Raw genomic sequence first — 20,395 nt, 5'->3', positions numbered from 1 at the left:
CTCCGCTGCGCTACGGCCGCCAGAGGCCATGCCGTATGGTCCTGCCCCGACTGCGTCGTCGCGTGACGAGCACCCTGCGCCTTGACTCGGTCGAGCGCGCGATCGTCGACATCAAGTCGGGTAAAGCCGTCGTTGTCATCGACGACGAGGACCGCGAGAACGAGGGCGACCTCATCCTCGCCGCCGAGCTGGCCACGCCCGAACTCATCGCGTTCATGATCCGGTACACGTCCGGTTACATCTGCGCGTCGCTGTCCGAGAGCGACGCCGACCGGCTCGACCTGCCGCCGATGTTCCACACCAACCAGGATCGCCGCGGCACCGCCTACACGGTCACGGTCGACGCCCGCGAAGGCGTCGAGACCGGCATCTCGGCCACCGACCGGGCGCACACCATCAAGCTGCTGGCCGACCCCGACTCGACTGCCGCGGACTTCTCCCGACCGGGGCACGTCGTGCCGCTGCGAGCGAAGGACGGCGGCGTGCTTCGCCGGCCCGGACACACCGAGGCCGCGGTCGACCTCGCCGTCTTGGCCGGGCTCCACCCGGCCGGGGTGCTGTGCGAGATCGTCAGCGAGAAGGACCCCGTCCACATGGCGCGCGGCGAGGAGCTGCGGGTTTTCGCCGACTGCCACGACCTCGCGATGATCTCCATCGCCGACCTCATCGCCTACCGGCGGCGCTTCGAGAAGCTCGTCGAGCGGGTCGCGTCGGCCCGTGTGCCCTTGCGCCACGGCCAGTTCACCGCGGTCGGCTACTCGTCCAGTTACGACGACCGAGAGCACGTCGCATTCGTCTACGGCGACCTCGGCGACGGCGAGGACGTCCTGGTCCGGGTGCACTCCGAATGCCTGACCGGCGACGTGTTCGGCTCGCTGCGTTGCGACTGCGGTCCGCAGCTGGACGCCGCGCTCGCCGCGGTCGCCCGCGAGGGTCGAGGCGTCGTGCTCTACGTGCGCGGGCACGAGGGCCGGGGGATCGGCCTGCTGCACAAGCTGCAGGCCTACCAGCTGCAGGACGCCGGCGCCGACACCCTCGACGCCAACCTCGCTCTGGACCTGCCTGCCGACGCCCGCGACTACGGCACCGGCGCGCAGATCCTCGTCGACCTCGGCGTCCGTTCGATGCGCCTGTTGACGAACAACCCGGCCAAGCGCGCGGGTCTGGAGGGTTACGGGCTGCACGTCACCGGCCGCGAGCCGCTGCCGGTACACGCGAATCCCGAGAACCTGCGCTACCTGCAGACCAAGCGCGACCGCATGGGTCACGACCCGGACTTCATCATCGAGAACGGACTGTGACGTGTCCGGCGAGGGCGCACCCGCGATCACCGTCGAGGGCGCCGATCGACTCAAGGTCGCTGTCGTCGCCAGCGAGTGGCACGAGACGGTCATGACCGGCCTGCTCGACGGTGCCCGCCGGGCGCTGTCCGACGCCCGGGTGGCCGACGTCACCGAGCTCCGTGTGCCCGGGGTGTTCGAGTTGCCGGTAGCGGCGTCCCGGCTGAGCGGGCACGGCTACGACGCCATCGTCGCCCTGGGTGTGGTCATCCGCGGCGGCACCCCGCACTTCGACTACGTCTGCCAGGCCGCGACCAGCGGGCTGACCGCCGTTGCCGAGCGCACCGGCGTCCCGGTCGGGTTCGGCGTGTTGACCTGCGACACCGAGCAGCAGGCCCTCGACCGCGCCGGCCTGCCCGGGTCGGGCGAGGACAAGGGGCACGAGGCGGTCACGGCCGCGCTCGCCACCGCCCTGCGACTTGCTCAATGGCCGCGCGCCTGACGGGCACGGCGAAGCGCCGATCGCTATGGTCGTCGCGAGTTCTGCGTACGCCCCCCGGAATGAGGAGCACATGAGCGCATACCAGACGGTCGTGGTCGGCACCGACGGTTCCGACACCTCGTTCCGTGCGGTCGAGCGCGCCGCAGCCCTGGCCGCCGACAGCGGCGCCACCCTCGTCATCGCCTGCGCCTATTTGCCCGACAAGGTCGACACTGTGGCCCAGGACCAGCTCGGCGAGGACGCCTACCAGGTGGTTGGCTCGGCGCCGGCCGACGACACCGTGAGCCGGGCCCGCGACCGCGCCGTCGCCGCCGGCGCGTCCACGATCGAGACCGTTTCGGCGCAGGGCAAGCCCGCCGCCACGCTTGCCAAGGTCGTTGCCGATTACCACGCGGATCTGCTCGTCGTCGGGAACGTCGGTCTCAATACGCTGACCGGACGCATCCTGGGCTCGGTGCCGCTCGACGTCGCCCGGCACGCCGGCACCGACGTGCTCATCGTCCACACCACCTGAGCGCATCCGTGGCCGAGGACACCCAGCCACCGGCCGGCGATCCCGTCCTGCTCGGTGAAGGGGATGCGCCGGCGCTGCAGGAACTGCTCGATTCGGCGGAGGATCGGCTGCTGGGTGGCTCGCGCGACTACACCCGGCTACAGATCGCCGAGCGGTCCGGGCTGCCCCTCGACGAGGTCCGGCGATTGTGGCGGGCGCTCGGGTTCGCCGTTGCGGCAGACGACGAGCAGGCGTTCACCGATGCCGACGTCGAGGCGCTGCGCAACGTCCAGGCCCTGCAGGCCGTCGGGGACATCGACGAGGACCTGATGCGGGCGATGACGCGCATTATCGGCCAGACGTTCGCCCGCCTCGCGTCCTGGCAGGGCCAGCTGGTGCTCGAGCTGGTCGGTCGACGTCCGGAGTTGATCGGCGACGAGGGACCGGAGGCCCTCACCGAGCTGATGGGGGAGCTGACCCCGATAGTCGAGGGCCTGCACGGCTACGTGTGGCGCCGGCAGCTGGCCGCGTTCTTCTCTCGCGCTGCATCCAACGCGGGGGCGTCGACCGGGTCGACGACCCGCCGAGGTGTCGGGTTCGTCGACATGGCCGGGTTCACCGCCTTCACCCGCGAGTCGTCGGAGGCGCAGCTGCGCGACGTCCTGACCGCCTTCGAATCCCTGGCCTCCGACGTCGTGTCCGACCACCGCGGGCAGATCGTGAAGACGATCGGCGACGAGATCCTCTTCGTGGCCGACACCCCGGCCGACACCGCCTCCATCGCCCTGGACCTCGTCGAGCGGGCGGCCGACGACGACGTCCTGCCCTCGTTACGGGCAGGCATCGCCTATGGCGAGGTCGTGAGCCGGCTCGGCGACGTCTTCGGCCAATCCGTCAACATCGCCAGCCGGCTGACGTCGGTGGCCCGCCCGGACTCGGTGCTCGTCGACGAGGGCCTGCACGACGAACTGGCCGACGACGACGGGTTCGTACTGCGCCCGATCCGCCCGGTCGCTGTGCGCGGGTACCGGCACCTGCGGCCGTGGCGGCTGAGACGTGCCGGAACCGACTGACCGCGCGCCGGTACCCTCGGGTACGCCATGAAGACCTTCGACCAGCTGTTCGCCGAGCTCACCGACCGCCAACGGGAGCGCCCGGCCGGTTCGGGCACGGTCCTCGCCCTCGACGCCGGCGTGCACGAGCAGGGCAAGAAGGTCGTCGAGGAGGCCGCCGAGGTCTGGATGGCCGCCGAGCACGAGTCGGGCGACCGGACGGCCGAGGAGATCAGCCAGCTCCTCTACCGCATCCAGGTCATCATGCTCGGCAAGGGCATCGGGCTCGACGACGTCTACCGACATCTCTAGGTCGACGTCCACCCCCTGATCGCCCAGAGACAAGGTCGCCATGCTTCGCATCGCCGTTCCCAACAAGGGCTCGCTCGCCGAGCCCGCCAGCCAGATGCTCGTCGAGGCCGGCTACCGCCAGCGCGCGGACGTCCGCGAGCTCGTCCTGACCGACGCTGACAACGACACCGAGTTCTTCTTCCTGCGCCCACGCGACATCGCCCTCTACGTCGGCAACGGCAGCCTCGACGTCGGCATCACCGGCGAGGACCTGCTGTTGGACTCCGGCGCCAAGGCGGAGGCGATCCTGCCGCTCGGGTTCGCCCACTCGACGTTCCGCTTCGCCACCCTGCCCGGTGCTGCCGCGTCGGCCGCCGATCTGAGCGGTAAGCGGATCGCCACCGCGTACCCGGGCGTGCTGCAGGCCTACCTGTCCGAGCACGGCATCAACGCCGAGGTCATCCGCCTGGACGGCGCGGTCGAGACCGCGGTGCCGCTCGGCGTGGCCGACGCGATCGCCGACGTCGTGTCCACCGGTACCACCCTGCGCAATGCCGGACTCGAGATCTTCGGCGAGCCGCTGCTCACCAGCCAGGCCATCCTCATCCAGCGCCACGGCGTCGAGCAGCCGCAGCGCATCGAGCAGCTCGTGCGCCGGCTGCAGGGCGTGATCATCGCCCGGCAGTACGTGCTGATGGACTACGACATCGCCGCCGACCTCGTGCCGCTGGCTGTCGCCGTCACCCCGGGCATCGAGTCGCCGACCGTCTCGCCGCTGCACGAGCAGGGTTGGTGCGCCGTGCGCTCGATGGTCCCGCGCCGCGACACCAACGCGGTCATGGACGAGCTGTACGAGCTGGGTGCGCGAGGGATCCTCGTCACCGCGATCGCGGCGTGCCGGCTATGACTGAACCGACGGCGATGAGCGCCCGGCCGGTTCGCACGGCCCGGATCGCCAACGCCAGCGCGGCGTTCGCGCTGGTCGTGTTCATCGTGGTGGCCCTGCTGATGCGCCGCGACAACGCCGGCGCCTATTTCGGGCACACCGACCAGGTCTTCACGGTGATCATCGGCCTGATCGTCGCCGGCGGTCTGCGCCTGCCCGCCCGGCCGCGGATGACCGCCGACCTCGAGTCCGTGCGCACCCGCGGTTATCTCGGTGACTGGCGCACGATCCCGTGGGCCGCGATCGTGGCCGTCGAGTTCCCGAGCAACGTGCGCTTCGCCCGGTTGCGGCTGCCCGGCGAGGAGACGCTCGCCGTTTACGCGATCCAGCGCATGGACCGCGAGTATGCCGTCGCGGCGATGCGCGACCTACGCGCGCTGTTTGCCGCGAGCCGCGCCGCCGCCTGACGCCTGACGCCTGACGCCTGACGCCTGAAAAGGCGACCCTGCCCAGCCCAGCCTTTCCAGTGCTCGTCGCTACATGATCGGCGTAGCGTGCCGGGTATGAGCGTCGAGGCTGCCGTCGAGGCGTCGACCGGCCTGCAGGTGCTCGTCGTCGATGATGACCTGGACCTGCGCGAACTCGACCTGCGCGAACTCGACCTGCGCGAACTCGACCTGCGCGAACTCTGACCTGCGCGAACTCAGACCTGCGCATCCGCCGTTCGTCGGTCCGATCCGCCCGCTCGCCGCCCCGTCGGCGCCGTTCACCGATTGACGGCGGCGTCCGTCCGGCGCTACTGGCAGGTTCCGAAGTACGCGCATCCGCGGCCTCTCGGAAGGACTTCGCCCATGACCCACCCGGCCGAACGCTCGCCCCGCCCGTCGTCGGAAGCCGCAGTGGATCCAACCGCGCCGGCGCCTGTCGGGTTCGGCGCCCACATCTGCGACCCGGGGCCACTCGGTCTTGCTGCCTTCGCCGCGACGACGTTCTTCCTCGGCGGTCAACTCGAACCTGCTCCCCGGGACCGTCGAGGCCGGCGTGTTCGGCCTGGCGATCTGCTACGGCGGTATCGCGCAGCTGCTTGCGGGCATGGGGGAATTCACGAAGGGCAACACGTTCGGGGCGACCGCGTTCTCGTCCTTCGGCTCTGCATCGGCAACTACAACGCCTCGACCGGCCTGGTGAAGACCGGCGGATGGCTCGGCCTCGTCACCGCGATCCTGGCCTGGTACGCGTCCTTCGCCGGGGTGACCAAGTCGACCTTCCAACGCACGCTGCTGCCCGTCGTCCCGCTGCAGCCGGCGGTTTACGGTCGCGAGAAGCGGAACTAGGTTCGACACATGAGTGACGAAACCCTGTCCAACCTGTCCCACGAGGAACGCCGGTTCCCGCCACCGGGCGAGTTCGCGAAGACCGCGAACGTGCTACCCGAGGCCTACGACCGGGGCCGCACCGACCGGTTGGCCTTCTGGGCCGAGGCGGCCGAACGGCTGACCTGGCAGCAGAAGTGGACCCGTGTCCTCGACTGGTCCGACAAGCCCTTCGCCAAGTGGTTCGTGGGCGGCCGGCTCAACGTCGCCTACAACTGCGTCGACCGGCACGTCGAAGCCGGGCTCGGTGACCGAGTCGCCTATCACTGGGAAGGTGAGCCGGGGGAGACCCGCGCGATCACCTACGCCCAGTTGAAGGACGAGGTGTGCCGAGCGGCGAACGCACTGATCGAGCTCGGGGTCCAGGCCGGCGACCGGGTCGCCATCTACCTGCCGATGATCCCTGAGACGGTCGTTGCCATGCTGGCCTGCGCCCGGCTGGGTGCGGTGCATACCGTCGTCTTCGGCGGGTTCTCCTCGACCGCCCTCGTCGACCGCATCCTGGACTGCGATGCCCGGGTCGTCATCACCGCCGACGGCGGCTACCGCCGCGGTGACCCGTCTGCCCTCAAGCCGGCCGTCGACGAGGCGTTGGCAAAGTGTCCGGACGTCCGTTCGGTGCTGGTCGTCAAGCGCACCGGACAGGACGTCGACTGGACCGAGGGCCGTGACGTCTGGTGGCACGACGTCGTGGATCCTGCCTCGGCCGAGCACGAGTGCGAGTTCTTCGACGCCGAGCAGCCGCTGTTCGTCATGTACACCTCCGGCACCACCGGCAAGCCGAAGGGCATCCTGCACACGTCCGGCGGTTATCTGACCCAGGCGGCCTGGACGCACTGGGCGGTCTTCGACCTCAAGCCGGAGTCCGACCTGTACTGGTGCGGCGCCGACATCGGGTGGATCACCGGGCACAGTTACATCGTCTACGGGCCGTTGGCCAACGGGGCGACCTCGTTCATGTACGAGGGCACCCCGAACACCCCGAACGAGCACCGCTGGTTCGAGATGATCGAGAAGTACAAGGTGTCGATCCTGTACACGGCGCCGACCACGATCCGCACGTTCATGAAATGGGGCGAGGACATCCCGGCCGCGCATGACCTGTCGTCGTTGCGGGTGTTGGGCAGTGTCGGTGAACCCATCAACCCCGAGGCGTGGATCTGGTACCGCAAGAACATCGGCGGCGAGCGCACCCCTGTCGTCGACACCTGGTGGCAGACCGAGACCGGCGCCATGATGGTCAGCCCACTGCCGGGCGTGAGTGACACCAAACCCGGATCGGCCATTGGCGCGCTGCCGGGCATCGGCGCCGAGGTCGTCGACAATGACGGCACCCCCGTCCCGGACGGCGGGGGCGGCCTGCTCGTGCTGACCGAGCCGTGGCCGGCGATGACCCGGGGGATCTACGGCGACCCGGAGCGGTTCAAGCACACCTACTGGTCCCGCTTCGCAGAGCAGGGGTACTACTTCGCCGGTGACGGCGCCAAGAAGGACGACGACGGCGATCTGTGGCTGCTCGGCCGCGTCGACGACGTCATGAACATCTCGGGTCACCGCATCTCCACCACCGAGGTCGAGTCGGCGCTGGTGTCGCACCCGTCGGTGGCCGAAGCGGCGGTGGTCGGCGCGTCGGACCCGACCACCGGTCAGGGCATCGTCGCGTTCGTCATCCTGCGCGGCGGTGGGCCGGTCGACGAGAACGAGGGCGGCAAGCTGGTGCGCGAGCTGCGCGACCACGTCGCGAAGGAGATCGGCAAGATCGCCAAGCCCCGTCAGATCATGGTCGTGGCCGAGCTGCCGAAGACGCGTTCGGGCAAGATCATGCGCCGGTTGCTGCGCGACGTGGCCGACCACAAGGAGCTCGGTGACGTGACCACGCTGACGGATTCGTCGGTCATGGACCTGATCTCGCAGAACATGTCGACGGCGCCGGCTGAGGAGTGAGGCGTCAGGCCCGCAGCCGTCCGGCGAGGGCCAGTGCGTCGAACGGGGCGTGCACCTTGACGTCGTTGTCGAAGTGCACCTGGACGTCGTGACCGTCGGCCAGCCAACCGCGGATCCGGTTCGCCCACTCGTCCAGGGCGGTCTCGCTGTACCCACTGGTGTACAGCTCGGCGTCGCCGTGCAGCCGCACGTAGACGAGGTCGGCGGTCACGTCGAACATCTTGGGCCAGCGTCCTGCAGTATCAGCCACCACCAGGCTGATGACGTGTTCGCGCAGCAGTTCGCCGAAGGCAGGTGTCTGGAAACTGCCGTGCCGGACCTCGAGCGCGTGGTGCAACGGGCGGTCCGTGTCGTTGACCAGCAGTGCCCGACCGGTCATCCGGTCGTCGTGCCGGCGGGCGAGCCAGGCGGCCTCGTCGCTCGATCGGGGAAGACGTGCGAAGAAGGCGGCCAGTCGCTCGGGGCGAAAGCCCAGGCTGGGCGGTAACTGCCACAGCAGCGGACCGGTCTTCTCGGCCAGCGCCAGGACTCCGGAGGCGAAGAAATTCGCCAGCGGCGTCTCGACGTCGGCCAGCTTCTTCATGTGCGTGACGAAGCGTGGTCCCTTGACCGCGAAGGTGAACCCGTCGGGCGTCTCGTCGTGCCACCGACGGAACGAATCAGGTCGCTGCAGGCTGTAGAACGTGCCGTTGATCTCGACGGTGGCCAGCCGACCCGACAGGTACTCGAGCTCGCGCCGGTGCGGCAGCTTCTTCGGGTAGAACACCCCGCGCCAGGGTGGATACAGCCATCCCGACGTACCCACCCGCGCGACCGCCACGACCTCAGATCGTAGAGTCACTGTCGTGCGACTGACCGAGTTCTGGGCCCGGATGAACGAGCGTTTCGGCTCGGGATACGCCGTCAGCCTGGCCGCCGACTACCGCTTGCCGTTGCTCGGGTCGACCGTCGATGAGGCCCTTGCCGCCGGGGTCGACGCCAAGGAGATCTGGCGGGCGGTCTGCGCCGAGTTCGAGATGCCTGCTCAGTTGCGCTGACGCTCGGAACCCAGCGCTCGCAAACGTGGCGCAACACGCCTGGCGTCTTCTCGTCGGTCGAACACGTGTTCGGCTATCGTTTCTGCTAGCACGACGAACGCTCGTCCACCGTTGTCCCCAGCGCCGAGGTCAGATCTGCCAGTCGTCCACAGCTCCGCGCGGCAATCCAGTTCTGTCGGTACCCGGCTCTAGCGTCGTCGACGAACACCACAGACCAGAGCAGTCCACCAGAAACTTCCACGAAGGGTGCCCTCCATGGCAACGAGCTTCGACCGCGAGAAGGCGCTCGACGTCGCGCTGGCCCAGATCGACAAGCAGCACGGCAAAGGCGCGGTCATGCGCCTCGGTGACCGGGTGGCCGCCCCCATCGAGGTGATCCCCACCGGGTCGATCGCCCTCGATGTCGCGCTGGGCATTGGCGGCCTGCCGCGTGGCCGGGTCGTCGAGATCTACGGCCCGGAGTCGAGCGGAAAGACGACGGTCGCCCTGCACGCGGTGGCCAACGCCCAGGCCGCGGGCGGCATCGCCGCCTTCATCGACGCCGAGCACGCGCTCGATCCGGACTACGCGCGTGCGTTGGGTGTCGACACCGATGCGCTGCTGGTCAGCCAGCCCGACACCGGTGAGCAGGCGCTCGAGATCATGGACATGTTGATCCGGTCCGGCGCCATAGACATCGTGGTCGTCGACTCGGTGGCCGCCCTGGTGCCCCGCGCCGAGATCGAGGGCGAGATGGGCGACAGCCACGTCGGCCTGCAGGCCCGGCTCATGAGCCAGGCGCTGCGCAAGATTACCGGTGCTCTCAGCAACTCCGGCACCACCGCGATCTTCATCAACCAGCTCCGGGAAAAAATCGGTGTGATGTTCGGCTGCCTGTCCTACGGCACCCGGGTCACCCTCGCGGACGGTAGTACCGAGAAGATCGGCAAGATCGTCAACCAGAAGATGGACGTCGAGGTGCTGTCCTATGACCCGGTGCGGGACGAGATCACGCCGCGCCGGGTGGTCAACTGGTTCAACAACGGCCCTGCTGAGCGCTTCCTGCAGTTCACCGTCGAGAAGTCGGGTGGCAATGGCCGGGCGCAGTTCGCTGCCACCGAGAACCACCTCATCCGCACTCCTGGTGGATGGCGCGAGGCCGGCGAGCTGATCGCGGGTGATCGGGTGATGGCCAGCGAGACTCACCGCCTCAGCGGGCAGCAGTGGCAAATAGTGCTGGGATCGTTGCTCGGCGACGGAAACCTGTCGCCAAACCGGCACGATCGCAACGGCGTGCGCTTCCGGCTGGGTCATGGCCATGCACAGAGCGCCTACCTCGACTGGAAGCTGTCGTTGCTGGGCAACATCGATTGCTCCCGGCGCGAGAACGCCAAGGGGGCGGTGTTCGCTGACTTCCGTCCGCTGCCCGAACTCGCCGAACTGCAACGCGCCGTCTACTTCGGCGACGGCAAGAAAACGATCAGCGACGAGTACCTGAAGGCACTCACTCCGCTGGCGCTCGCGGTGTGGTTCATGGATGACGGCACCTTCACCGTCCGATCCAAGGGCGTGCAGGAACGCACCGCCGGCGGGAGCGGTCGCGTGGAATTCTGCGTCGAGGCGCTCAGTGCAGGCTCGCGCGAGCGGCTACGTGACTACCTGCGTGACACGCATGGCTTCACGGTGACCTGTCGGCTCGCCGGAGCGCGGCAGAAAGCGGTTCTGACGTTCGACACAGCCTCATCGCGTCGCTTCCTCGAGTTGGTCGCCCCGTACGTCCACTCCTCGATGGACTACAAGCTGCTGTCCAACCAGCGCGGTCGCTGCCAGGTCGTTCCGGAGTTTGTGGATGCGGTGGAACGGCCCGTGCCGGCCCGGGTGCTCGACGTGCACATCAAGCCCCCTACCCGGTCGATGCATCGCTTCGACATCGAGGTTGAGGGCAACCACAACTACTTCGCCGATGGCGTGATGGTGCACAACAGCCCGGAGACGACCACGGGTGGCAAGGCGCTGAAGTTCTACGCCTCGATCCGCCTCGACGTGCGGCGTATCGAGACGCTGAAGGACGGTGGCGACGCGGTAGGTAACCGGACCCGGGTCAAGGTCGTGAAGAACAAGGTGGCGCCGCCGTTCAAGCAGGCCGAGTTCGACATCGTCTACGGCGAGGGGATCAGCCGCGAGGGTTCGCTGATCGACGTCGGCGTTGAGCAGGGCCTGGTGAAGAAGTCGGGGGCTTGGTACACCTACGAGTCCGATCAGCTCGGCCAGGGCAAGGAGAACGTCCGCAACTTCCTGCGTGACAACCCCGACCTCGCCGACGAGATCGAGAAGCGGATCAAGGAGAAGCTGGGCATCGGTGCTCGCGTCGACGGCGCAGCGGCCCCGATCGAACCGCTGCCGGCCCCGGTCGACTTCTGATCGTGCGCTCGTGGCCATCGGCGTCCAGTGCGTCGGCCGAGAGCAAGCCACAGCCTCCGGGTGACCCGGAGGCTGTGGCTCGGATCGTCTGTCTGCGACTGCTGGACCAGCGGGCTCGCAGTCGCTCCGAGTTAGCCGCGGCGTTGACCAAGCGCGGTGTCCCTGACGACGCGGCGGGCCGGGTACTCGACCGGTTCGCCGACGTCGGCCTGATCGACGACGCCGCGCTGGCCGAGAGCCTGGCCGGCGCGGTGCATCGCGAACGGGGGCTCGCCCGTCGTGCCGTGGCAGCGAAGCTGCGTCAGCGTGGCCTCGATGACGAGGTTGTGGCCGAGGCGCTCACCGGGATCGACTCTGACGACGAGCGACGGCGGGGGCACCAGCTGGTCGCCCGGCGGCGGCGCGCCCTGTCGGGGTTGCCGATCGAGGTGCAGACCCGACGGCTGATCGGCCTGCTGGCCCGCAAGGGCTACCCGTCTGGCATGACCTACGAGATCGTGCGGGCTGAGCTGGCCGATGCCGCCGACGAAGACGCCTTCAACCTGGATTCCGGCGGTATCTGACCCCGCCGGCTCGCCTCGGACGCTCCCGGACCGCATCGGTACTTGCTTTGTGAGTCCGGCATTAATAACCTCGACGGATACCAGGAGTAACGCTCGAATACAGAAATCACTCAATGGACGACCCGTCCGACGTTGCGCGGCCCACGGGCCCGATAGCTAGACCGATCAACAGCCGAGCCCGAGAGGAGCTGCCCACCCGGACATGACCGGCCGGTCACGTCCGCGAACGACTGCATGCCTGTGCGCCGACCACGCGGCGCGCATGAGCGCCCGTCAGCACGCGGGTCCTGGTCAGTGGCGTCCATCGGGACGTCCAAGCGGTCAGGAGGTACGTATGCACGGGGTCTGGTACGCAGCGATCGGCGCCGCCTTCATCCTGGGGTTGCTCTTCCTGGTCGTCTACGCCCGGCGCAGCACCAGTCCGGCCGGCCGCCACGGCGTCAGCGAGCACGACGCCCGCCCGCTCACCTCAGACGGCACTGAACAGAACGACGATGCCGGGCCGCCGTCGGCGCATCCCGTATCGGCGGCGAAAACGGCACGGGCGACGACACCCGACGAGACCGACGAGCTGCGCCGTGCGGCGCGCGAAGAAGCCGAGACACTGCGTCAGGCTGCGCGCTCGGACGCCGACACCGCACGCGGTGAGGCCACCGCGGCCCGCGCCCAGGCCCAGACCGTGCTGGCGGATGCACGCCAGCAGGTCGCTGAACTGCTCGCTGAGGCCCGCCGCGCGGGCGAGCGGGAGAGCGAGGCCCTGACGGCCGACCTGGCGCGCCAGCAGGCGGCACTCGCGGCGCGGATGAGCCGACTCGACGACGTCGAGGCCCGCCTCGACGCCCAGGAGGCCCGTCTCGACCAACGGGCCGCAGGCCTGCAGAAGCACAGCGCCGACCTGGCTTCCACCAAGACCGACCTCGACCGGCAGGCCGCCGACCTCGACGCCGAGCGCCTGGCCGTCCAAGCCACGGCGGACGCGGCCGAGCGCGAGCTGGAACGCGTGGCCGGGTTGACCGCCGAGCAGGCGCGCACCGAGTTGCTGGCCGCCGTCGAGAACACCGCCCGCCGTGACGCCGCAGCGCTCGTGCGCTCCATCGAGGGTGAAGCTCGGGCCGAGGGCACCGACCGCGCCCGGCAGATCGTCGTCGAGGCCGTGCAGCGGGTAGCCAGCGCACAGACGACCGAGGCTGTCGTCAGCGTCCTGCACCTGCCCGGCGAGGAGATGAAGGGCCGGATCATCGGCCGCGAGGGTCGCAACATCCGCGCCTTCGAGGCCGTCACCGGCGTCAACGTGCTGATCGACGACACCCCTGAGGCTGTGTTGCTGTCCTGCTTCGACCCGGTCCGCCGCGAGACCGCGCGGTTGACCCTCGCCAAGCTGGTGCAGGACGGCCGCATCCACCCGCACCGCATCGAGGAGGCTTACGAGCAGTCGCGTATCGAGGTCGATGAGCTGTGCCTGCGCGCGGCGCGCGACGCGGTGGCCGAGGTCGGCGTCGGTGCCATCGACGAACGGCTGATGCCCTATCTCGGACGGCTCAAGTACCGCACCAGCTACGGCCAGAACGTGCTGGCCCACCTCGTCGAGACCGCCCACGTCGCCGGGGTGATGGCCGCCGAGCTCGGCGTCGAGCCGACGCTCGTCAAGCGCTCGGCGTTCCTGCACGACATCGGCAAGGCGCTCACCCACGAGGTCGAGGGCAGCCACGCCATCGTCGGAGCCGACCTGCTGCGCAAGTACAGCGAGGACGAGGCCGTCGTGCACGCCGTTGAGGCCCACCACAACGAAGTGCAACCGCGCACCATCGAGGCCGTGCTGACCCAGGCCTCCGACACCTGCTCAGCCGCACGTCCCGGCGCGCGGCGCGAATCCGTGGAGTCCTACGTCAAACGGCTGGCCCGCATCGAGGAGATCGGCGCCGCCCACGACGGCGTCGACAAGGTGTTCGCTATGCAAGCCGGCCGTGAGGTGCGGGTCATGGTGCAGCCGTCCGAGATCGACGACCTCGGCGCGTCCGTGCTCGCGCGCGACATCGCCAAGCAGATCGAGGACGAGCTCACCTACCCCGGCCAGATCCGGGTCACCGTCGTCAGGGAGTCCCGCAGCACCGAGATCGCCCACTGACGGCGTTACAGGCGGGTCGCGTGCCAGTCCGCGCGCAGCAGGCCCATCAGCACCTCGTCGTCCCCCTGTCCGAGGACCCACGCGTGCTCGCGCCGGCGGCCCTCCTCGACGAAGCCGACCTTACGATAGGACGCGAGCGCCGGTTCGTTGGAGGCCGGCACGACCAGGTGTAACTGGTGCAGATTCCAGCGTTCGAAGCCGAAGGCGACCAACTGAGACAGTGCCGCCGTTCCGATGCCCTGACCCCGCGACTGGGCGACGAGCGAGATGCCCACCTCGGCGTGGCGGGCAAGGTCGTCAGAACCGAACAGCCCGCAGCGTCCGACCGCGCGACCGGCCGCCTCGATGACGAACTCGACACTGTCCTCGTCGGCCCCGCCCTCGGCCCGCCTCGCCCGGAACTCCTCACGGGTCACCGGACGGGCCGCCGTGGCGTGCGTTGCTCCCACCCGTCCAGGTCGGTGTGCCAGCGGTACAGGACGTCCTCGTCCCCGTCCTGCGCTGCGCGCAGCACGACCTCGGTGCGTGCCGTGCGGGGAAGTAGATCAGCTCGAGCGCCTATCCTCGACTCGTTATGAGCGCCCGCACGTACGACATCCGCACCTATGGCTGCCAGATGAACGTCCACGACTCCGAGCGCCTCGCCGGGCTGCTCGAGCACGCCGGCTACCAGCGCCACGAGGGCACCGACACCGCCGACCTCGTCGTGTTCAACACGTGCGCGGTGCGCGAGAACGCCGACAACCGGTTGTACGGCAACCTCGGCCACCTCTACCCGGCCAAGGCCGCCAACCCGGACATGCAGATAGCGGTCGGCGGGTGCCTGGCCCAGAAAGACCGCGGCCGCATCGTCGAGAGGGCGCCGTGGGTCGACGTCGTGTTCGGCACGCACAACCTGGCCTCGCTGCCCGTGCTGCTCGAGCGGGCCCGGTACAACAAGCAGGCTGAGGTCGAGATCGTCGACGCGCTGCAGAACTTCCCGTCTGATCTGCCGACGCGCCGCGAGTCGCCGTTCAGCGCCTGGGTGTCGGTCAGCGTCGGCTGCGACAACACCTGCACGTTCTGTATCGTGCCGAGCCTGCGCGGCACCGAGACGGACCGCAGGCCCGGTGAAGTGTTGGCCGAGATCCAGGCACTGGTCGACAGCGGGGTTGTCGAGGTGACGCTGCTCGGGCAGAACGTCAACTCCTACGGCCGGTCCTTCGGTGACGGGCTCGCGTTCGGCAAGCTGCTGCGGGCCTGCGGGGAGATCGACGGGCTCGAGCGCGTGCGCTTCACCAGCCCGCACCCCCGCGATTTCACCGACGACGTCATCGCGGCCATGGCCGAGACGCCCAATGTCATGCCGCAGCTGCACATGCCCTTGCAGTCGGGCTCCGACCGGGTTCTGAACGCGATGCGTCGCTCGTACCGTCGCGAGCGTTACCTCGGCATCATCGACCGGGTTCGCACGGCCATGCCGGACGCCGCGATCAGCACCGACGTCATTGTCGGATTCCCCGGCGAGACCGAGGACGACTTCGCGCAGACGCTCGAGACGGTGCGCGCGGCCCGCTTCGCCAACGCGTTCACCTTCCAGTACTCACCGCGCCCCGGTACGCCCGCGGCAACGATGGTCGACCAGGTGCCCAAGGCCGTCGTGCAGGAGCGCTACGAGCGCCTCATCGCGCTGCAGGAGGACATCGCCGGCGCCGAGGCGACGAACCTGCTCGGCGGCGAGGTCGAGGTGCTGGTCAACGCCACCGACGGCCGCAAGGACGGCGCCACCGGCCGCGTCTCGGGACGCGCGCGCGACGGTCGCTTGGTCCACGTCGGCGCCGACCCGACGATCGTGCACCCGGGCGACGTCGTCACCTCGACCGTCACCTACGCGGCGCCGCACCACCTGGTGGCCGACGCCGGTGTCACCGTGCACCGCCGCTGGCGTGGCGCGGGAAAGTCGGAGCACACCGTACCGTCGCCCGCGCTGCTCACCATCGGCAGCCGCCCACCCACCTGACCCCGGTTGAGTGTCGGGTTACGCGTCGAGTGTCGGGTTACAAATCGACACTCGACGCGTAACCCGACACTCAACGGGGTGCGCGGACCCGGGTCAGTGCCGTTTCGGACGCCCGGGGGCATCGGTCTCGGCCGGCGCGGCAGGCCGCAGCGCCGGGACGGCCATCGCGGCCAGGCCGCGCACGCTCGCCCGCAGCACATCGAGGTAGTCGAACGAGTCGCGCCACAGCGTGATGCGCCCGTCGACCACGTCGAAGCGGCCGGTCACCCAGAACTGGGAACGGAAGCGACCGAAGCTCAACACGTCCGTGCGCTCGGTCAGCACCGTTGGGCCGTTGACCGAGATGGCGTGCACGTACACCTCGAAGGAGGCCGACGGCCGGTCCATCAGGGCAAGTGCCCGCAGCACCCGCTCTCGGCCGCGGATTACCGGCAGTCCAACGTTGACGTAGTCGATGTTCTCGGCGATCAGCTCGCTCGCGCGCTCGAGATCGGAATCGGCGAGCGCGTCGAGAAAGGCCTCGACGACGTCGCGCGGCGCGGTCGGGGTGGTGAGCGGATTGCGAGACGTGGAGGGTCCCAGCACCATCCGCCGAGCATAGGTCGACCGCGACCATGCGTCGCGCTGTAGCGAGCGGCGGGCCGATCAGTCGGGGATGAGCGCGCGTCGCTCCGCGACCTCGGCCTCGGCCTTGGTGATCCGCGCCGCGTCGCCGGCCTTGACCGCGCGGGCGAGCTTCGCCTCGGCCTCGGCCAGGCGGTCCTTCATGGCCGTGAGGAACGGGTTGAAAGACGTGCTGCTCTGCCGCCATTCGGCGTCGACGGCATCGCGGACGCGCTGTTCGGCGGCGCGCATCCGGTCATCTAGACGGCGCATGGCATCGCGCGGCACGTGCCCGACCTCGTCGTACTGGGACTGCAGGTCGCGCAGGGCGCTCTGCGCGACCTTCGGGTTGCCGACGTCGACCTTCTCGGCCGCGGCGATGAGCTCTTCCTTCTTGTGCTGGTTGGCGACCTGCTCGGAGTCGCGCTCGGCGAACACCTCGGAGCGGCGCGCGAAGAAGGCATCCTGCGCGGCGCGGAAGCGCGTCCACAGCGCGTCCTCGACATCGCGGCCGGCGCGCCCGGCAGCCTTCCACTCGGTCATCAGGTCGCGCATCGCGTTGCCGGTGTCGCGCCAGTCCGACGATCCGGACAGCTCCTCGGCGCGCGCGATCAGCCGTTCCTTGACCTGCTTGACGGTGTCGCGCTCGACGTCGAGCTGGGCGAAGTGCTGCCCGCGCCGGCGGCCGAAGGCGTCGCGGGCCGCTGCGAAACGCTTCCACAGCGCGTCGTCGGTCTTGCGGTCGATGCCCTTGATCTGGCGCCACTCCTCGACGATCAGGCGCAGCCGGTCCCCGGAGCTCTTCCACGATGTGGCGGACTCGGCGATCTTCTCGGCCTCGGCGACCAGCGCCTCCTTCGCGGCGATCGCGTCGGCACGCGCCTGCTGCTTCGCGGCCGCGGCCTCGCCGGCCTTCTCCTCGGCCTTGCCGGTGACCGCGTCGAGCCGGGTCGCCAACGCAGCGAGGTCGCCGATCGCGGCCACCGTGTCGAGGCTGCCCTTGAGTGCGCCTGCCTGGGTGCGGGTGCTCGCCGGGTCACCGGCGCCTGAGGCCAGACGTTTCTCAAGCAGCGTCACCTCGGTCGCGAGATCCTCGTAGCGCCGGGTGTAGAAGGCGAGGCCCGCGGCCTGGTCGCCGGCCTGCCAGGAGCCGATGGCCCGCTCACCGTCGGCCGTCCGAACGTAGACGGTGCCGTCCTCGTCGATCCGTCCCCATTCCATGACACAGCATTGAACACGATCCCCCGACCGACGAGAACGGACGGGCGCGGCGGAACGGGCCGACTAGCCTCGCGGAGGTGAGCGAAGGTTGCGCAGCGAACCGTTGGCGCAGGCTTTGCCGGGCGAACGGAGTGAGGCCGTGATCTCAGCCGTCGCGTTCTGCCCGCAAGCACCGGTGCTCGTGCCGGGTGTTGCACAGGGCGCGGCCGGTGAGCTGGACGATCTGCGGACGGCCTGCCGCACGGCAATCCGCCGGCTGGTCGCACCCGGCCGGCAGCTCGTCGTCCTCGGTGACGGAGCAGCGAATGCACGATTCGCGTCGACGTCGCGCGGCACGTTTGCGGGGTTCGGTCTCGACCTGGCGGTGTCGTTGGGTTCGGACGAGCCGGGGCCGGTCGACCTGCCGCCCTCGCTGACCGTGGGCGCCTGGTTGTTGCGCGACGCGCTCGGCCCGAACTGCGGCGCCGTCGGGTACTCGATCGCTGACCCGTCCGAGATCGACGACCACTGGGACGGCGGCGACCTTGGCCTCCTCGTCCTGGGCGACGGCAGCGCCCGCCGCAGCGTCAAGGCGCCGGGCTACTTCGACGAGCGCGCCGAGGCTTTCGACGCTCGCATCGCGCGCGCCCTGGCCGACGGCGACCCGGATCAGCTGCACCTCTGGCAGGCCGGTGACGCGGCCGCTCTGCTCGCGACATGCGCTGCGGCGTACGAGCTGACTGCACGCGCCGCCGGCGGCACGCTGTGGCACGCCGAGCTGCTGTACGACGATGCGCCCTACGGCGTCGGTTACTTCGTTGCGTCGTGGACGGCCCGTGGCTGACGCGCACCGCGACACGAGCCACATCCGCGTCCTGGCCGTCATCGGACCCACCGCGACCGGCAAGTCCGACCTCGCCGTGGGACTCGCCCAGCGACTCGGCGGCGAAATCATCAACGCCGACTCGATGCAGCTCTATGCGGGCATGGACATCGGCACGGCAAAGCTGCCGCTCGACGAGCGCGGCGGCGTGCCGCACCACCTGCTCGACGTGTGGCCGCTGGCCAAGTCCGCCGCAGTGGCCGAATACCAGACCCGAGCCCGGGCCGCGATCGCCGACATCCACGCCCGCGGGCACCTGCCGATCCTCGTCGGCGGCTCGGGCCTGTACCTGCGCGGCGCCCTCGATGACCTCGATTTCCCCGGCGAGAACGCCGCGCTCCGTGCAGGCCTGTACGCCGCGCTCGACGAGATCGGGCCCGAGGCTCTGCACGCCCGCCTCGCCGAGGTCGATCCCGTCGCCGCAGCAGCGATCCTGCCGACCAACGGTCGACGCATCGCTCGAGCGCTCGAGGTCGTCGAGCTCACCGGGCAACCGTTCATGGCCCGGATGCCGGGTTTCGAGTCGATCTTCGACACGACGCAGATCGGGCTGGACCGCAGCGACCTCGACGACCGCGTCGAGCTGCGCGTGCAGCGCATGATCGAGCTCGGCCTTATCGGCGAGATCCGCACCCTGCTGCCGCTCGGCCTGCGCGAGAGCCCGACCGCCGGCAAGGCCCTGGGGTATCAGCAGCTGTTGGCCGTGCTCGACGACGCCGGCGAGGTGGCCGGCGACCTCGACGACGCGATCGCGCAGACGGTGCGGGGCACCCTGCGCTTCGTGCGGCGCCAGCGCCGCTGGTTCCGTCGCGACCCGAGGGTGCGCTGGCTGGACGCTGCTGACACCGACCTGCTCGACCAGGCGTTGGCGAGTGTCGGGTCCGTACTCTGAGCGTCATGCATCTCGTGAAAGGGCACGGGACGGAGAACGACTTCCTCGTCCTGCCCGACCTCGATGGTGATCTGGACCTCACTCCCGCACTCGTCCGGGCACTGTGCGACCGGCACGCGGGCGTCGGCGCGGACGGAATCCTGCGGGTCGTACGCAGCGAGAACGACCCAGAGGCCAAGGTTTACGCGGCCGACGCACCGTTCTTCATGGATTACCGCAACGCTGACGGCAGCGTGGCCGAGATGTGCGGGAACGGCGTCCGCGTTTTCGTACGGTATCTCCAACGCGAGTCGCTCGTTGAAGACAGTGCGGCGGTGGCGACTCGCGGCGGAGTCCGACGTGCGTGGGCCTGCGGCGACGGAGACGTCACTGTGCAGATGGGTCTGCCCCGGATTCTTGCCGACCGGCCGATCGTCACCGCCGCCTCTCACGTCGGACCGTCCCACCGCGCGGTGGGGGCGGCCCTGGAAATCCCGAACCCGCACGTGGTCGTGCCCGTCCCGGACGCCCGAGCGCTCGCCGACCTCGACCTCACCCAGGCCCCAGGGGTCGAACCGGGTCTGCCGAACGGGCAGAACGTCGAGTTCGTGGTGCGCCTCGGCGAGCGGCACCTGCAGCTGCGCGTGCACGAACGCGGCGTCGGCGAGACCCGCTCCTGCGGCACCGGCATCTGCGCCGCCGCCGTGGCCGCCGCGGTGAGTGACGGGGTGGCCGACGACGGTGTCCTGTGGCGGGTCGACGTCCCGGGCGGCCGATGTGACGTCCAATGGCAACCGGACGGCGTGCTGCTCACGGGCCCGGCCGTTCTCGTCGCCGACCTCGAGGTCGACGACACCTGGCTGCGCGCGCTCGCCAACCGTCACTGAGCGCGG

23 protein-coding genes are annotated in these 20,395 nt (G+C 69.6%); 19 read left to right on the top strand and 4 right to left on the bottom strand.

What is annotated here, in order from left to right; translation table 11 throughout:
* Positions 1-62: 62 nt before the first annotated feature.
* The 11 genes from ACFFC4_RS09920 to acs all read left to right on the top strand — a co-directional run bounded on the left by ACFFC4_RS09920 (position 63) and on the right by acs (position 7,821).
* Positions 63-1,301 (top strand): bifunctional 3,4-dihydroxy-2-butanone-4-phosphate synthase/GTP cyclohydrolase II, encoded by a 1,239-nt coding sequence (locus ACFFC4_RS09920; protein WP_375500307.1) that lies wholly within the window; start codon positions 63-65, stop codon positions 1,299-1,301.
* A gap of 1 nt (position 1,302) precedes the next feature.
* A complete protein-coding gene (gene ribH, locus ACFFC4_RS09915) occupies positions 1,303-1,782 on the top strand; it encodes a 6,7-dimethyl-8-ribityllumazine synthase (RefSeq protein ID WP_375500305.1) in 480 nt (159 codons plus the stop codon).
* A 70-nt stretch (positions 1,783-1,852) separates the two neighbouring features.
* The gene (locus ACFFC4_RS09910) at positions 1,853-2,296 is read left to right on the top strand and encodes a universal stress protein (RefSeq protein WP_375500303.1); all 444 of its coding nucleotides are present in this window, start codon (positions 1,853-1,855) and stop codon (positions 2,294-2,296) included.
* Positions 2,297-2,304: 8 nt separating this feature from the next.
* Positions 2,305-3,348: an adenylate/guanylate cyclase domain-containing protein gene (locus ACFFC4_RS09905; protein WP_375500301.1), complete on the top strand. Its 1,044-nt coding sequence runs from the start codon at positions 2,305-2,307 to the stop codon at positions 3,346-3,348.
* Positions 3,349-3,375: 27 nt separating this feature from the next.
* Positions 3,376-3,639 carry a phosphoribosyl-ATP diphosphatase gene (locus ACFFC4_RS09900; protein WP_375500299.1) on the top strand — a complete coding sequence of 88 codons (264 nt, stop codon included), beginning with the start codon at positions 3,376-3,378 and terminating at the stop codon, positions 3,637-3,639.
* A gap of 40 nt (positions 3,640-3,679) precedes the next feature.
* A complete protein-coding gene (hisG, locus tag ACFFC4_RS09895; protein WP_375500297.1) occupies positions 3,680-4,525 on the top strand; it encodes an ATP phosphoribosyltransferase in 846 nt (281 codons plus the stop codon).
* A complete protein-coding gene (locus ACFFC4_RS09890) occupies positions 4,522-4,971 on the top strand; it encodes a PH domain-containing protein (protein WP_375500295.1) in 450 nt (149 codons plus the stop codon). Before hisG ends, ACFFC4_RS09890 begins: the two co-directional genes overlap by 4 nt.
* A gap of 96 nt (positions 4,972-5,067) precedes the next feature.
* On the top strand, positions 5,068-5,196 hold the full coding sequence (locus ACFFC4_RS09885) for a hypothetical protein (protein WP_375500293.1): 129 nt from the start codon (positions 5,068-5,070) through the stop codon (positions 5,194-5,196).
* A gap of 349 nt (positions 5,197-5,545) precedes the next feature.
* Positions 5,546-5,692 carry a GPR1/FUN34/YaaH family transporter gene (locus ACFFC4_RS09880; protein ID WP_375500291.1) on the top strand — a complete coding sequence of 49 codons (147 nt, stop codon included), beginning with the start codon at positions 5,546-5,548 and terminating at the stop codon, positions 5,690-5,692.
* Positions 5,689-5,838 carry a hypothetical protein gene (locus ACFFC4_RS09875; protein WP_375500289.1) on the top strand — a complete coding sequence of 50 codons (150 nt, stop codon included), beginning with the start codon at positions 5,689-5,691 and terminating at the stop codon, positions 5,836-5,838. The genes ACFFC4_RS09880 and ACFFC4_RS09875 overlap by 4 nt, the downstream gene beginning before the upstream one ends.
* 9 nt (positions 5,839-5,847) lie before the next feature.
* Complete coding sequence (gene acs, locus ACFFC4_RS09870) at positions 5,848-7,821, top strand: acetate--CoA ligase (RefSeq protein ID WP_375500287.1); 1,974 nt, start codon at positions 5,848-5,850, stop codon at positions 7,819-7,821.
* Positions 7,822-7,825: 4 nt separating this feature from the next.
* On the opposite strand, the gene ACFFC4_RS09865 is transcribed toward acs, so the two are convergent.
* Positions 7,826-8,641, bottom strand: coding sequence for a DUF72 domain-containing protein (locus tag ACFFC4_RS09865; RefSeq protein ID WP_375500285.1), 816 nt, complete (start codon positions 8,639-8,641; stop codon positions 7,826-7,828).
* A gap of 25 nt (positions 8,642-8,666) precedes the next feature.
* Between ACFFC4_RS09865 and ACFFC4_RS09860 the strand changes: the two genes are divergently transcribed.
* The 4 genes from ACFFC4_RS09860 (at position 8,667) to rny (ending at position 13,946) form a co-directional block, all read left to right on the top strand.
* Entirely contained in the window at positions 8,667-8,858 is a 192-nt protein-coding gene (locus ACFFC4_RS09860; RefSeq protein WP_375500283.1) for a DUF3046 domain-containing protein, read from the top strand.
* A gap of 255 nt (positions 8,859-9,113) precedes the next feature.
* Positions 9,114-11,258 carry an intein-containing recombinase RecA gene (gene recA / locus ACFFC4_RS09855; RefSeq protein WP_375500281.1) on the top strand — a complete coding sequence of 715 codons (2,145 nt, stop codon included), beginning with the start codon at positions 9,114-9,116 and terminating at the stop codon, positions 11,256-11,258.
* A gap of 2 nt (positions 11,259-11,260) precedes the next feature.
* Positions 11,261-11,821: a regulatory protein RecX gene (locus ACFFC4_RS09850; RefSeq protein ID WP_375500279.1), complete on the top strand. Its 561-nt coding sequence runs from the start codon at positions 11,261-11,263 to the stop codon at positions 11,819-11,821.
* A gap of 334 nt (positions 11,822-12,155) precedes the next feature.
* On the top strand, positions 12,156-13,946 hold the full coding sequence (gene rny, locus ACFFC4_RS09845) for a ribonuclease Y (protein WP_375500277.1): 1,791 nt from the start codon (positions 12,156-12,158) through the stop codon (positions 13,944-13,946).
* A 5-nt stretch (positions 13,947-13,951) separates the two neighbouring features.
* Here the strand turns inward: rny and ACFFC4_RS09840 are convergent, their stop codons facing one another.
* Positions 13,952-14,395 (bottom strand): GNAT family N-acetyltransferase, encoded by a 444-nt coding sequence (locus tag ACFFC4_RS09840; protein ID WP_375500275.1) that lies wholly within the window; start codon positions 14,393-14,395, stop codon positions 13,952-13,954.
* A 125-nt stretch (positions 14,396-14,520) separates the two neighbouring features.
* Here ACFFC4_RS09840 and miaB point away from each other — a divergent pair, with 125 nt between their 5' ends.
* Entirely contained in the window at positions 14,521-15,945 is a 1,425-nt protein-coding gene (gene miaB / locus ACFFC4_RS09835) for a tRNA (N6-isopentenyl adenosine(37)-C2)-methylthiotransferase MiaB (RefSeq protein ID WP_375500273.1), read from the top strand.
* 93 nt (positions 15,946-16,038) lie between these two features.
* Here miaB and ACFFC4_RS09830 read toward each other — a convergent pair whose 3' ends face one another.
* Positions 16,039-16,533 carry a limonene-1,2-epoxide hydrolase family protein gene (locus ACFFC4_RS09830; RefSeq protein WP_375500271.1) on the bottom strand — a complete coding sequence of 165 codons (495 nt, stop codon included), beginning with the start codon at positions 16,531-16,533 and terminating at the stop codon, positions 16,039-16,041.
* A gap of 57 nt (positions 16,534-16,590) precedes the next feature.
* A complete protein-coding gene (locus ACFFC4_RS09825) occupies positions 16,591-17,769 on the bottom strand; it encodes a DUF349 domain-containing protein (protein ID WP_375500269.1) in 1,179 nt (392 codons plus the stop codon).
* Between the two features lie 139 nt (positions 17,770-17,908).
* Between ACFFC4_RS09825 and ACFFC4_RS09820 the strand changes: the two genes are divergently transcribed.
* Genes ACFFC4_RS09820 through dapF form a run of 3 tightly spaced genes read left to right on the top strand, consistent with a single transcriptional unit; the run spans position 17,909 to position 20,389 of the window.
* Positions 17,909-18,592, top strand: coding sequence for a hypothetical protein (locus ACFFC4_RS09820; RefSeq protein WP_375500267.1), 684 nt, complete (start codon positions 17,909-17,911; stop codon positions 18,590-18,592).
* Complete coding sequence (gene miaA / locus ACFFC4_RS09815) at positions 18,585-19,523, top strand: tRNA (adenosine(37)-N6)-dimethylallyltransferase MiaA (RefSeq protein ID WP_375500265.1); 939 nt, start codon at positions 18,585-18,587, stop codon at positions 19,521-19,523. The genes ACFFC4_RS09820 and miaA overlap by 8 nt, the downstream gene beginning before the upstream one ends.
* Before the next feature lie 5 nt (positions 19,524-19,528).
* Positions 19,529-20,389 (top strand): diaminopimelate epimerase, encoded by an 861-nt coding sequence (gene dapF / locus ACFFC4_RS09810; protein WP_375500263.1) that lies wholly within the window; start codon positions 19,529-19,531, stop codon positions 20,387-20,389.
* The last annotated feature ends 6 nt before the right edge of the window (positions 20,390-20,395 follow it).

It is taken from the genome of uncultured Jatrophihabitans sp. (assembly GCF_964244045.1).
Lineage (GTDB): Bacteria > Actinomycetota > Actinomycetes > Mycobacteriales > Jatrophihabitantaceae > Jatrophihabitans.
Note: the sequence above shows the minus strand (reverse complement) of the source record. Positions and strands in the feature narration are given on the sequence as shown.